At 57.5% G+C, this 13,255-nt stretch carries 13 protein-coding genes and 1 pseudogene; 10 read left to right on the forward strand and 4 right to left on the reverse strand.

What is annotated here, in order from left to right; all coding sequences use genetic code 11:
• Position 1: 1 nt before the first annotated feature.
• The 5 genes from AC3WLT_RS01210 to AC3WLT_RS01230 all read left to right on the forward strand — a co-directional run bounded on the left by AC3WLT_RS01210 (position 2) and on the right by AC3WLT_RS01230 (position 5,617).
• A complete protein-coding gene (locus AC3WLT_RS01210; protein ID WP_492589972.1) occupies positions 2–1,495 on the forward strand; it encodes an aldehyde dehydrogenase in 1,494 nt (497 codons plus the stop codon).
• A gap of 94 nt (positions 1,496–1,589) precedes the next feature.
• Positions 1,590–2,360, forward strand: a complete 771-nt coding sequence (locus AC3WLT_RS01215) for a pyrroline-5-carboxylate reductase (protein ID WP_492589974.1) — start codon at positions 1,590–1,592, stop codon at positions 2,358–2,360.
• A gap of 317 nt (positions 2,361–2,677) precedes the next feature.
• On the forward strand, positions 2,678–3,679 hold the full coding sequence (locus AC3WLT_RS01220) for a LysR substrate-binding domain-containing protein (RefSeq protein WP_492589976.1): 1,002 nt from the start codon (positions 2,678–2,680) through the stop codon (positions 3,677–3,679).
• 77 nt (positions 3,680–3,756) lie between these two features.
• Positions 3,757–4,791 (forward strand): GlxA family transcriptional regulator, encoded by a 1,035-nt coding sequence (locus AC3WLT_RS01225; RefSeq protein ID WP_492589978.1) that lies wholly within the window; start codon positions 3,757–3,759, stop codon positions 4,789–4,791.
• A gap of 247 nt (positions 4,792–5,038) precedes the next feature.
• A complete protein-coding gene (locus AC3WLT_RS01230; protein ID WP_492589980.1) occupies positions 5,039–5,617 on the forward strand; it encodes a Uma2 family endonuclease in 579 nt (192 codons plus the stop codon).
• Between the two features lie 36 nt (positions 5,618–5,653).
• Here the strand turns inward: AC3WLT_RS01230 and AC3WLT_RS01235 are convergent.
• The 4 genes and pseudogenes from AC3WLT_RS01235 to AC3WLT_RS01250 form a co-directional block, all read right to left on the reverse strand.
• Positions 5,654–5,782: pseudogene (locus tag AC3WLT_RS01235) on the reverse strand (benzoate transporter); the annotation flags it as partial.
• A gap of 16 nt (positions 5,783–5,798) precedes the next feature.
• The gene (gene catC, locus AC3WLT_RS01240; protein WP_492589982.1) at positions 5,799–6,077 is read right to left on the reverse strand and encodes a muconolactone Delta-isomerase; all 279 of its coding nucleotides are present in this window, start codon (positions 6,075–6,077) and stop codon (positions 5,799–5,801) included.
• A 93-nt stretch (positions 6,078–6,170) separates the two neighbouring features.
• Entirely contained in the window at positions 6,171–7,298 is a 1,128-nt protein-coding gene (locus AC3WLT_RS01245) for a muconate/chloromuconate family cycloisomerase (RefSeq protein ID WP_492589983.1), read from the reverse strand.
• A gap of 105 nt (positions 7,299–7,403) precedes the next feature.
• On the reverse strand, positions 7,404–8,327 hold the full coding sequence (locus AC3WLT_RS01250) for a LysR family transcriptional regulator (protein WP_492589985.1): 924 nt from the start codon (positions 8,325–8,327) through the stop codon (positions 7,404–7,406).
• Positions 8,328–8,501: 174 nt separating this feature from the next.
• Here AC3WLT_RS01250 and catA point away from each other — a divergent pair, with 174 nt between their 5' ends.
• The 5 genes from catA to benD all read left to right on the forward strand — a co-directional run bounded on the left by catA (position 8,502) and on the right by benD (position 13,229).
• Positions 8,502–9,437 (forward strand): catechol 1,2-dioxygenase, encoded by a 936-nt coding sequence (catA, locus tag AC3WLT_RS01255; RefSeq protein WP_492589987.1) that lies wholly within the window; start codon positions 8,502–8,504, stop codon positions 9,435–9,437.
• 113 nt (positions 9,438–9,550) lie between these two features.
• Positions 9,551–10,909, forward strand: a complete 1,359-nt coding sequence (locus AC3WLT_RS01260; RefSeq protein ID WP_492589988.1) for a Rieske 2Fe-2S domain-containing protein — start codon at positions 9,551–9,553, stop codon at positions 10,907–10,909.
• Positions 10,906–11,394, forward strand: coding sequence for a benzoate 1,2-dioxygenase small subunit (gene benB / locus AC3WLT_RS01265; protein WP_492589990.1), 489 nt, complete (start codon positions 10,906–10,908; stop codon positions 11,392–11,394). Before AC3WLT_RS01260 ends, benB begins: the two co-directional genes overlap by 4 nt.
• Before the next feature lie 39 nt (positions 11,395–11,433).
• The gene (benC, locus tag AC3WLT_RS01270; RefSeq protein WP_492589991.1) at positions 11,434–12,456 is read left to right on the forward strand and encodes a benzoate 1,2-dioxygenase electron transfer component BenC; all 1,023 of its coding nucleotides are present in this window, start codon (positions 11,434–11,436) and stop codon (positions 12,454–12,456) included.
• Positions 12,453–13,229, forward strand: a complete 777-nt coding sequence (gene benD, locus AC3WLT_RS01275) for a benzoate diol dehydrogenase BenD (protein ID WP_492589993.1) — start codon at positions 12,453–12,455, stop codon at positions 13,227–13,229. Before benC ends, benD begins: the two co-directional genes overlap by 4 nt.
• Positions 13,230–13,255 lie beyond the last annotated feature (26 nt).

The raw sequence follows: 13,255 nt of genomic DNA on the forward strand, positions 1-13,255 counted from the left end.
AATGGCGACATTTGAGGAATGGAAGCAAAGGGCTGACGCACTGTCGCTGGACGGGCGCGCCTTCATCGGCGGGATGCGCTGTACGGCGGCATCCGATGAGACCTTTCAGACGTTGAACCCGTCTAATGGCAAGGTGCTCGCTGACATCGCCCGTTGTGAGAAAAAGGACGTTGACCGCGCGGTCATTGCTGCGAGGGATGCCTTCGAATCTGGCGTCTGGTCGAAGGCGCCACCGGCGCATCGGAAGTCCGTGCTTCTCAAGCTTGCCCAGCTGATTGAAGAGAACACAGACGAATTGGCCGCGCTCGAAGCGCTTGAAGCAGGCAAGCCGATTTCGGAGTGTCTGGGACTGGATATCCCGGAATCGGCCGCATGCATCCGCTGGCACGCAGAAGTCACTGACAAGCGATACGACGCCCTCTCGCCCTCGGGCAGCAATGTAGTCAGCATGATTACCCGGGAGCCGATCGGCGTCGTAGGCGCCGTTCTTCCGTGGAATTTTCCTGCACTGATGCTCGCGTGGAAAATCGGGCCAGCCCTGTCGGTCGGCAACAGCGTCATCGTGAAACCCGCCGAGCAAACGTCTCTCGCAACACTGCGCATCGCAGACCTCGCGCTGGCAGCTGGTGTTCCCGCCGGGGTGTTCAGTGTCGTAACGGGTTTCGGGGAGACCGCCGGACAGGCGCTTGGTCGCCACCCCGACGTGGACCTCATCGCGTTCACGGGTTCCACCGACACTGGCAAGCTCTTCCTCCGGTACTCCGCAGATACGAACCTCAAACGGGTCATTCTCGAATGCGGTGGAAAGAACCCGCAGGTGGTACTTCCCGACGTCGTCAATCTGGACGCTGTCGCGGAGCAAGCGGTTGCCGCTGCTTTCTGGAACATGGGTGAGAACTGCAGCGCGGGTTCGCGTCTACTGGTCCATACCAGCAAGAAGGACGCTCTGCTGGAGAAAATCAGGAGTGTTCTTGAGACATGGAAGACCGGGAACCCGCTGGACCCATGCGTGAAGCTCGGCGCACTGATTGAGCAAAAGCATTATGAGAAGGTCCTTGGCCACATCGAAAAGGCCAGCGCGGAGGGCGCGCGACTCGTGTGCGGCGGAAATGCTGTTTTTGTGGAGACCGGCGGCTGGTACGTCGAACCGACAATCTTTGACAACGTGACGCCCGAAATGAGCATTGCCCGTGAGGAAGTATTCGGCCCAGTGCTGTGTGTCATCGAGTACAACGATGTAGACGAAGCCGTCCGGATAGCGAACGATACGTGCTACGGACTGGCTGCCTCACTGTGGACAGACAATGTCAACAACGCGCACAAGGTTGCGGCCAGAATCCGCGCGGGGACGATAACGGTCAATTGTTTTGGCGAAGGCGATTTGTCGACGCCATTCGGCGGCTTTAAACAGTCGGGGTTTGGCGGGCGAGATAAGTCGGTCTATGCGCACGACCAGTATTGCGAGCTGAAAACCACCTGGTTAAAGCTCGAGTGATATTGGAACGCGGGCTTCCGCCCCGCACAGGGCGAGCCGCACGAACATCCCTATGCGGCCGGACCAGGACCGCTCTTTAGCAAAGACAGATACTATGCGACTTGGATTCATTGGTACAGGTACGATTACTCGGGCAATCGTGACGGGGTTGCTTCGAGTCCGCGCGCCTTTCGAAAGTATCGCTCTATCGCCGCGAAATGCGGAAGCTGCAGCCATGCTTGCCGCACTTGACTCGCGTATTTTTGTTTGCGAGACAAATCAGGAAGTGCTTGATACCTGTGACGTAGCGTGTCTCGCAGTCGTGCCGCAAGTCGCGTCGGATGTACTTGGTCCTCTCGACTTCACGGCACGCCACCGCGTCATCAGTTTCATCGCCGGAGTCTCGATTACAGACGTGCAACGGCTGGTGCGAAAAATGGACTCGGTCGTCCGCGCGATACCTTTACCGGCTGTTGCTGCCGCCAAAGGAAGCACGGCAATCTGTCCCCCGGATGAAGCGGCGAGCCGGCTTTTCTCATTTGTGGGCGCCGCAGTTGAAGTGGACGATGAAGGGAAATTCAATGCCTTGTCTGCCGTTACAGCGACTATGGCGAGCTTCTATGCCGTACTGGAAACTCAGGCAGCATGGTTGGTCAAGCAAGGCGTCGATTACAGCTCTGCGCGAGCGTATTTATCATCCTATTGTGTGGGGCTGGCCAACGAGGCGGCCGAAGGTGCGCAACCGTTCTCAGCGTTGGTGCAGCAATCCATGACGCCTGGCGGAATCAACGAGCAGCTTCACGAGGAGCTCTCGCGCCGAGGCTCATATGCCCACTTTTGCGATGCGCTGGACCATGTCTTGAGTCGCATCGAAGGACGGAAGTAGCGTTGCAGCGATTCGTGGCGGACCAGGACGTGGGATCGGGGTCGCCCGCCGTGGGTGGTGTCACGAAGATGAGCTGCGAACTGGACGCTCTTCTGGCTGATACCGGCGGCGCTTACTCAGGGGCGCACGGCCACTCGCCAAGGGCGGGTTGGCCGCAGTTGCCGGTGAGCAAGGCTGCGCCCAAACTGTTCGGAGGAGACAGTATCCGTTTGCCACCCACGGGAACGAGTCGTGACTATTGTCTGAGTAAAGTCTGGATAACTGCCCGCCGCGGGTTCGCGGTCTCTCCCAGTTTGCCCGCCTTTAAGGTGAGGACCATGCAGAAGAAGCAACTGTTTGCTGACAGATTACTGGCTCAAATGCCCTCGCTACGGGCATTGAGGTGCTTTGTGACGGCTGCGCGCTACGAGAGTTTTACGCAGGCAGCGGATGTTCTATGCGTGACGCAGGCGGCGATCAGCAGGCAAATCAAGGAGCTTGAGGACGCACTGGATGTCGCGCTGTTCGAGCGGACGGGGCGACACATTGCACTGACCGATGCCGGCCGTATTCTGTACAACGCATCATATCTGTCGATTATGAATATCGCAGAGGCCGCTGAAGTGGTGCGGCGCTCGGATAAGCATGTGTTGAACATCTGTATTTCTCATACGTTCTCAGCGCTCTGGTTGTCTTCAAGGTTGCCGCGTTTCCGGAGAAAATTCCCAGAAATTAAACTCAACGTTACGGTTACTGAGCACTTCATGGAATTGGACGAGCTCATGCAACCGGACGTCATCATCACAAAGAATCCGCCGCGCGAGCCGGAGTACGAAGTAGAACCGCTTTTTCACGATGTCGTGTATCCAGTCTGTAGTCGGGAGTTCTTCGACAGTCACTTTCAGAGCAAGGCATTGAAGCCGCTTGACCTTCTCAAGCAGCCTACGCTCCACCTGTCTTTACTGGGTCGTGCGCAGGTTTGTGAGCATGTTGACTGGCGTGTGTGGCGAAACTGGTTTCAGCAGGGCGATGGCTCTGAAAAGTTGGCGCTGGGCGAGCATTTCGAAAGCAACGACTACCGGCTCCTTGTTTCGTTGGCGCAAGCTGGCGAAGGGACGCTTCTCGGCTGGCATCACCTGGTTCATCGCCAAATTGACGAGGGAACCCTTGTTCGCCCAGTGCAGGACGCGCTCGTCTTCCATGACAGACATCACTACGTCATTACGCATAAGAACGCGAGGAACCGTCCGGAATATACGAAGTTCCGCGAGTGGATAGGCGCCGAAGTCGACGAGATGATGAGAGAGTGGCCCAATGTCCCTTCCGGTACGACGGAGTAGGTTCGTCGCGCGTTGAATGGCGGTTCATGGTTCCGACGCGGACTACGGACGAGTGACCGCCACAACCTGAATCTGAAATGCAAAGCATCACGGCGACGCCACGAACTGATTCCCCGGACGGGCGAGTGCCGCCAGTCCGCTTCGGAATCGTACTGCTTCCGAATTTCACGCTAACGGCGTTCTCCGGATTCGTTGACTTACTACGCCTGGCCAGCGACGAAGGAGACTTCAGCAAGCCCGTTCGCTGTGCCTGGAGCATCATCGGCGAATCGCTCACTCCAGTCCGGGCAAGCTGTGGAATCCAGGTCGCGCCGTGGATTACATTCGAAGAGGCTGGAAAGTTGGACTATCTGGTCGTGGTCGGCGGATTATTGCATTCTGGCCCGTCGGCAAGCGAGGCCACGCTTCGCTTTATCCGCGAGACTGCAAGTACATCTGCGACGTTGGTCGGCATATGCACGGGCGCATTCGCGTTGATGCGGGCCGGCGTGATGGACGGCTATCGTGTCTGCGTAAGCTGGTTTCACTACTGGGACTTTATCGAGCGCTTCCCCAAGACCGATGAGCGCAATCTTGTCGCGGACAGGTTGTTCGTAATCGACAGACGGCGCATCACCTGCTCGGGAGGCCGGGCGTCCATTGATGTCGCGGCTGCAATCCTGCTGCGGCATGTGGAAGCCACCATCGTAAAAAAGGCGCTTCGTATCCTGCTTGTGGAGGACGCGGAAAAGGGTAATGCACCACAACCGTATCCCCCCGGTCTTGAACCGGCGACCCATCCCAAGGTAAAGCGCGCCATCCTTTTGATGGAGCAGCACATCGGGCAGCCTCTCAGCCTCAACGAACTTGCGCGTCGACTCGAGATGTCAGTTCACCAACTTGAGCGATTGTTCAGCAGTGAGGTGGGCAAAGCGCCGCTGTCATATGGAAGACAACTCCGTATTCGAACGGCAGCGTGGCTTCTGACTAGCTCGGATAGAACGGTGGCCGACATCGCATCCTCTTGCGGATTCTCAGATGCATCGCATCTCGGGCGCGAATTCCGGAAAACTTTTGGAGAGTCTCCCAACGCCTACAGGTTGCGGGGCCTGCATGCGATGCCGGAAGAATAGGGTGTCGTCGTGGCAATGGTGACGGGTACACCGACCCGAAATCCGCCGGCAATGTGGAGATTGATGAAGTTGCGGTGCGAGGCCAGAAGACTGACTGGCCTGATGCTTTGCCGAAGCTGTATATGGAGGGCAGACTGGGTGCGGACGATGACCCAGGATGTAACGCTGATTGTGCAGTGCACACATGCCAAATTGTTAAATCGCGGGAGAAGGGTATACGCTTAAGTAAATTCCCGGCGAGAAGCTCATGGACATGCCAACTCTTCTGAACCGCAACGGATTGCTTGCCGCATGGCGTCGCGTGACCACAGCGGCGGAATCTGGCTGGCAGGAATGGTATGAGTTGAACGAGCGCGGTGAAGTCGTGACGGATTCGCGACCGTCGGCGAGGCGCCAGATAGCGGTCACGGATGTCTACTGTGACCTCACCGAGCAGATTGGACATCTTGCGGCCATGTCGGTTGCCGTTACGACACCATCGTTTGGCATCAGGGTGCCCGATGTGGTCTGGATGCCGAGCGAAAGATGGGAGAGTTTCGACCGCGACGAGCCGGTGCCGTTCGTGCCCGACCTGTGCGTTGAAATGCTTCTCGATAGCGACAGGACCCGGGACATAGCCCGGAGAATCAAAAGCTATCTGGAAGGTGGTGCAACTGAGGTAATCGTTGTGGACCACTTTGGACAGGTTGAATTCTGGGGCGCCAGAGGTCGGCGACCAACTTCAACTTTCGGGATAGCACTATCTCTTGACAGTATGTACTTCGAGAAATCCGGCGTGTGTGATGGTCTAATTTCCTCGGACAGGTCGATAGGAGGACAATCCTGAATCGACGAGGAAATTAGACCATCACAGTACGTGCGGCCTAAAAAATATCGCAAGCGGTCCGGCATAAGAGATGAAGACGGCAAGTCGCCCGGCAGTTACTGCCGACACGGACCAGCTCCCTTTTGGAGCGGGAGACACTAGAGCAGCATCGGTGTCGCGATTCATGGCATCCGTTGCGGCTTCAGCGGATGGACGACGGGTGACGCGCGAGCGCGGCCACCTTCATCGTCATATACGGAAACAGCGGCAGACCTGAGAGGATAGTGTGCAGTTCGTCGTGCGAGTCGACGTCGAAGATGCTGTAGTTCGCATACTCACCGACAACGCGATGTAGTTGCTGCCACTTGCCTTGGCGCTGGAGCTCTTGTGAGTACGCCTTTTCTCGTGCCTTGATTTCGTCAGCCTGAGCCACCGGCATATCGTGTGGCAGGTGTACATCCATTCTTACGAGATATAGCATGTGTTTCTCATTCAAAAAAGTAGGGGTCTCTCAGGTCCGCCAGCACAATAGTTGGAATGGGTCGATGTGCCCGGTGCTGGATTGACTGTGCGCTCAGCTATTTTTGTCGCGACGATAGAAAGCGAGCTTTTCCTCATCGATATGCAGGCCCAGGCCCGGCCCTTCCGGTAGATGAAGGTCGAAGTCCCGATACTGGGGGCGAGCAGTGACGATGTCGTCTTTCAACAGGAGTGGTCCGAACAACTCTGTACCCCAGGCAAGTTGCGGGAGAGCGGCGAATCCGTGTGCCGATGCAATCGACCCGATGCTGCCTTCAAGCATCGTGCCGCCATACAGGGACACTCCGGCTGCATCCGCAATGGCGGCTGTACGCATCATTCCGTAGATTCCGCCGGACTTCGCAATCTTCAGCGCAAAGACGTCCGCACATGCGCCGCGCACAAGTTCAAGGGCATCCTCCGGGCCTGTCACTGCTTCGTCGGCCATGATGGGTACGATGAAACGCGATGCAAGCCTGGCCAGTGCTCCGCGCTGCTCTAGCGGAGTGGGTTGCTCGATGAGGTCAATGCCAGCAGCTTCAAGCGCTTCGATTCCCAGCGCTGCGTCAGCCTCGTTCCAGGCCTGATTCACGTCTACGGTGACTTTGGCATGGTCGCCGAGCGCGGCTTTGATTTTTGATACGTGCGCTACGTCATCACGAACGCTACGCCGGCCAATCTTCAGCTTGAAAGTATTGTGGCGACGTTCGGCGAGCAGCGTTTCTGCTTCATCGATGTCGCGTTGGGTATCGCCACTTGCGAGCGTCCACAGGACCGGAAGCGTCTTGCGGACAGCGCCGCCAAGAAGCGTTGAAACCGGAACGCCCAGGCGCTTGCCCTGAGCGTCCAGCAAAGCCGTCTCAATTGCGCACTTGGCAAACCGGTTCCCCCGAGCAACCTTGTTCAGCTTGAGCATTGCGTCGTTGATGTTGGTCGCGTCTTGCCCAACAATTGCAGGTGCAAGATAAGTGTCGATGGTCAGCTTGATGCCTTCGGGGCTCTCGTCGCCGTACGACAGACCGCCAATCGTAGTCGCTTCGCCAAGACCCTCGATGCCATCGCTTGAGCGCAGACGGACGATGACTAAGGTTTGTTGCTGCATCGTTGCCATTGCTAGCTGATGCGCGCGAATGGTTGGGAGGTCAACCAGAATCGCTTCGACGGAGGTGATTTGGGCGTTCATACCTGGAATGTTGGAGTTGAGGGGTTGCTGAAGTATTGCGTGCCCAATAACCCCCTGTCCAACACCATCGACGTCTAGTGCCATACCTCCGAGGTATAGCAGGTATCACCGCCCAAAATCATTACGAGGTGCATGGGGTATCCTTTCCTCCTCGTACAGCCGATAGATGAGTTCAAGCATTTCCCGAATGTCCCGCGACTCGTCGAGCGCACGCATGCTCATGATGATTGGGGAAACCAGAGTGGGGTCGTCCAGTTCCTTGTAACTCACATCGTCTCGCTTCAGGCCGTACACACTACTCGGAACGACAGAAATTCCTTCGCCCGCCGCTACGAGGCCTAGCGCAATCTGCAATTCTCGTACTTCGTATATCCGGCGAGGCTTGAGACCACGGTCTTTGAATGCCGACAGCACCTGGTCCGCATAACTGGGTCGCGGCGCTTTAGGGAAAATAATCAGGGTTTCGTTGACCAGGTCGCTGAGAGCGAGGACGGGCTTGACCAGTGAGAGTGGATGGCCCTCCGGGAATGCAACAATCATCTTCTCTTCGCGAAGAATCACCCGACGGATGTTTGCGTCCTCATGCCGAATGCGACCGAACCCGACATCAATCTGACCGTCCTTCAGCGCTCGAATCTGGTCCATCGTCGACATCTCATGGAGGCTGAGTTCGACTGTAGTGTTCTCATCGCGGAAGCGCCGGATGATTTTGGGCAGCATTCCGTACAACGTCGAGCCCACGAAACCGACAGAGAGGCTGCGCTCAATGTTGCCCACGCGCCGCGTCATTGATTCGAGTTCGGACGTTTGAGCCAGCAATTGGACGGCATGAGCATAGAAGAACTTACCCGTCTCGGTTAGCTTCAACGGGCGCGAGTCGCGCTGGAATAGCTGCACCTCAAGAATCTCTTCAAGCTGCTGTATCTGACGGCTCAAAGGCGGTTGGGCCATGTTCAGTCGCTGTGCCGCGCGCGTGAAATTGCGTTCCTCGGCTACGGCGACGAAATAGCGAAGATGCCGCAGTTCCATTTCAATACCTCGTGGATATAGACCGATACTAAATCAGTGTTGGACGCGGCCTTCCGGCGTCCATTATTCTGCATTTACACTCTGTTTCAGCACCCATTATACCTCTCAGGCATATTCAAGCGGGCGCTAAACCAAGGGTTTACCCCACCAGAAAATAGAGATTCAGGAGCAGACATGAGCGTCAAAGTGTTCGATACGAAGGAAGTGCAGGACCTGCTGAAGGCTGCTGCTAACGTTGGTAGCCAGGACGGCAGTGCTCGCGCAAAGCTGATTGTCAATCGCCTTTTGGGCGACCTGTTCAAGGCCATCGACGACCTCGACATGACGCCCGACGAAATCTGGGCTGGCGTCCACTACTTCAACAAGCTCGGCCAGGACGGCGAAGCTGCGCTGCTTGCTGCCGGCCTCGGTCTGGAGAAATACCTCGACATCCGCATGGACGCGGAGGACAAGGCGGCTGAAATCACCGGCGGCACGCCGCGTACCATCGAAGGTCCGCTGTATGTCTCCGGTGCGCCGGTGCGCGATGGCGTATCGAAGATTGATATCAATCCGGACGAGGATGCCGGCCCATTGGTCATCCGCGGCACGGTAACCGGTCCAGATGGCAAGCCGGTTGCAGGGGCGGTGGTCGAATGTTGGCACGCCAACTCGAAAGGCTTCTATTCGCACTTCGACCCGACCGGCGCGCAGAGCGAGTTCAACCTGCGCGGAGCGGTCAGCGCCGGTCCCGACGGCAAGTACGAGTTCCGTACGCTCATGCCGGTAGGCTATGGCTGTCCGCCGCATGGCGCGACCCAACAACTGTTGAACTTGCTCGCCCGCCATGGCAACCGCCCAGCGCATGTGCACTTCTTCGTCACCACGGACAAGTACCGCAAGCTGACGACGCAAATCAACATTGAGGGCGACCCGTTGATTTGGGACGACTTTGCCTACGCCACCCGCGAGGATTTGATTCCCCATGTGGTCGAAAAGACCGGCGGCACTGCGCTGGGAATGAAGGCCGATATGTATAGGGAAATCGAGTTCGACATCGAGTTGACTCCGCTGATTCAGGGCAAGGATAACCAGGTCGTCCATCGCCTGCGTGCGTCTGCTACCGCCTAACCGCTAAACGCGGCCGCTACGTCGTACCACTGCTGCCGCTCAATCCTTCGCAAGAATCTTTCGACACCGATGCGCGTGCCCCATAACCTGGAGCAAGCGTAGGGAGAGCACTCATGTCTGCAATTATCGACAAAGCCTCGCAACTTGATGAACTGCTGCACACCGCCGTTCAGGACGACAAGCAAAACGGTGTATTCCGTTGCCGCCGCGACATCTTTACGAACACTGATTTGTTCGAGCTCGAAATGAAGCACATTTTCGAGAGCAACTGGGTATACCTCGCGCATGAAAGCCAGATTCCCAACAACAACGACTACTACACCACCTGGATTGGCCGCCAGCCTGTAGTGGTAACTCGCGACAAAAGCGGCGAACTGCACGCGGTCATCAACGCCTGCGCGCACAAGGGCGCGATGCTGTGCCGTAAAAAGCACGGCAACAAAGGCACCTTCACCTGTCCTTTCCACGGCTGGAGCTTCGCCAACACCGGTAAGCTGCTGAAAGTGAAAGATGTGAAGACCACCGAATACCCGGTGCAATTCAATACCAACGGCTCGCATGACCTGAAAAAAGTCGCACGCTTCCAGAGCTATCGCGGCTTCCTGTTCGGCAGCCTCAACGCGGACGCGATTCCACTGGAGGACTACCTCGGCGAGACCAAGGTCATCATCGACCAAATCGTTGACCAGGCCCCGGACGAACTGGAAGTGTTGCGCGGCAATTCATCGTACATCTACGACGGTAACTGGAAGATGCAGATGGAGAACGGCTGCGACGGCTACCACGTCAGCACCGTGCACTGGAACTACGCTGCGACGATGGACCGGCGCAAGGTCGAAGGCACCAAGGCTGTGGATGCGAACAGCTGGAGCAAGTCGGTAGCCGGAGTGTACGGGTTCGACCACGGCCACATCCTGCTGTGGACCAAGACGATGAACCCGGAAGTGCGACCGGTCTATCAATACCGCGACGAAATCAAGGAACGTGTGGGCGAAGCGAAGGCGGATTTCATCGTCAACCTGACCCGGAACCTTTGCCTATATCCCAACGTGTTCCTGATGGACCAGTTCAGCACGCAGATTCGCGTCGTACGTCCAATCAGCGTGGACAAGACCGAAGTCAGCATCTTCTGTTTCGCTCCGAAGGGCGAGAGCGCAGCCGACCGAGCTACCCGCATCCGCCAGTACGAAGACTTCTTTAACGTCTCGGGTATGGGCACCGCAGATGACCTCGAAGAGTTTCGCGCCTGCCAGGCTGGCTATGCCGGTACCACTGCGTTGTGGAACGACCTTTCGCGCGGGGCGCCGTTGTGGGTCGAAGGTCCCGACGCAAACGCGAAAAGTATGGGCCTGAAGCCGCTCATCTCAGGCGAGCGAAGCGAAGACGAAGGCCTGTTTGTGTGTCAACACGAATACTGGGTGCACCTGATGCGCGACGCACTCAAAAAGGAACAAGGGGAGGCCCTGGCATGAGCTTCGATTACCAGAAAATTTACGCCGTGCTGTTCCGCGAAGCGCGCCTGCTCGACGACCGGCAATGGGACGACTGGCTTGCCTGCTATACCGAGGACGTCACTTACTGGATGCCGGCGTGGGATGACGACGACCAGCTCACCGACGACCACGAGAGTCAAATTTCGCTGATGTATTACCCGGACCGTGGCGGCCTGGAAGACCGTGTGTTCCGCATCAAGACCGAACGCAGTGGTGCCTCGATGCCTGAACCGCGAACCAGTCACAACGTCACCAATGTGGAAGTGCTGGCCGAGCGCGAGAGCGAAGTGGACGTGCGCTACAACTTCAACACGCTCAGCCACCGATACAAAACCACCGACCAATTCTTCGGCACGATGTTCGTGACTCTGCGAAGGGTCAACGATGAACTGTTGATTTGCTACAAGCGCATCGTGTTGAAGGACGACTACATCCGCCAGGTGCTCGACGTTTATCACGTTTGAGCGCAAACATCTGCGGAAATGAGAAGTACAGGAGGCAAGATGTCCAGCTACAACATTGCACTGAATTTTGAAGACGGCGTGACCCGCTTCGTTACATGCAAGGCGGGCGAAAAGGTACTCGATGCCGCCTTTCGCGCAAAAATTAACCTGCCGATGGATTGCTCTGATGGCGTGTGCGGTACCTGCAAGTGCCGAGCCGAGAGCGGAAGCTACGACCTGGGCGACGATTACATCGAAGACGCGCTGACCGAGGATGAGAAGGAAGGCGGTCTCGTACTCACCTGCCAGATGGTGCCAGAAAGCGATTGTGTCATTGCGGTGCCGGCATCTTCCACTGCATGCAAGACTGAGGAAAGCAAGTTCGCCGCTACCGTATCAAAGGTCGAAGCGCACAACGATGCGGCCATCGTGCTCGAACTGGATGTGGAGGCGACCGCGCCGGTATTCCTGCCGGGCCAGTATGTCAACATTGACGTTCCTGGCAGCGGTCAGCACCGTTCATATTCTTTTTCGTCAGCACCGGGCGAATCGAAAATCAGTTTTCTGATTAAGAAAATTCCTGGTGGCGTGATGAGCACCTGGCTCGAATCCGCGCAAGCAGGCAACAAGGTGGAGCTGACCGGACCGCTCGGCAGCTTCTATCTGCGCGCTGTTGAGCGGCCGTTGCTGTTCCTCGCTGGCGGCACAGGCCTGGCACCGTTCCTGTCGATGCTTGAAGTGCTGGCTCGTGCGAATTCGCAGCAAAAAGTTCATCTGATTTACGGCGTAACGCGAGACCTCGACCTCGTGCAGGTCGATGGAATCGAAGCCTACGTGGCGAAGTTGCCAAATTTCACTTACAGCACCGTCGTGGCCGACACGGATTCGACCCATCCTCGCAAGGGTTGGGTGACGCAGCACGTGCCGGCGGAGGCCGTCAATGATGGTGACGTGGACGTGTACCTGTGCGGGCCACCGCCGATGGTCGATGCAGTGCGTAAGCATTTCGACGACAACGGCGTGAAGCCGAACAGCTTCCACTACGAGAAATTCACTGCTAACGCAGCACCGAGGACCGCATGAGCACGCAACGATTCGCTGGCAAGGTCATGGTGGTCACCGGCGCCGCGCAGGGCATCGGTCGCGCGGTAGCGCTTCGCGCAGCCGCCGAAGGCGGCAAGGTGCTGTTCGTCGACCGCGCCGACTTCGTCTCAGAAGTCGCCGCCGAAGCGGACGGCGCGGACACAGCAGGGTTTGTCGCCGACCTTGAGACGTACGAAGGCGCTGCGTCGGCGATGGCCTTTGCCTCGCGCAGGTTTGGCGGCATTGACATTCTGGTCAATGGCGTGGGTGGTGCGATTCGCATGCGTCCGTTCGCCGAGTTCGAGCCTGCACAGATTGATGCGGAAATTCGGCGCTCCCTGATGCCCACGCTGTACGCCTGCCATGCAGTTTTGCCGTACCTGCTCAAGCGCGGCGGTGGAACTATCGTCAACGTCTCCTCGAATGCCACGCGCGGTATCCGCCGTGTACCGTATTCTGCGGCCAAGGGCGGCGTCAACGCGATTACGCAGTCGCTGGCGATGGAATACGCAGACCACAACATCCGCGTGGTCGCCACCGCGCCGGGTGGAACCGATGCGCCTCCGCGACGTGTCCCGCGTAACTCTGCCGGCGATAGCGAGCAGGAAAAAGTCTGGATGGGCGAAGCGGTGAAGCAGGTCACTGAATCGACCTTCTTTAAACGCTATGGCAGCATCGACGAGCAGGCCGCGCCGATTCTGTTCCTCGCTTCGGACGAGGCAGGCTATATCACCGGCACCGTGTTGCCAGTAGCAGGCGGTGACACCGGCTGAACTACGAATTCTCGGCCCAACTGACT

Source organism: Paraburkholderia sp. FW306-2-2C-D06C, assembly GCF_058781505.1.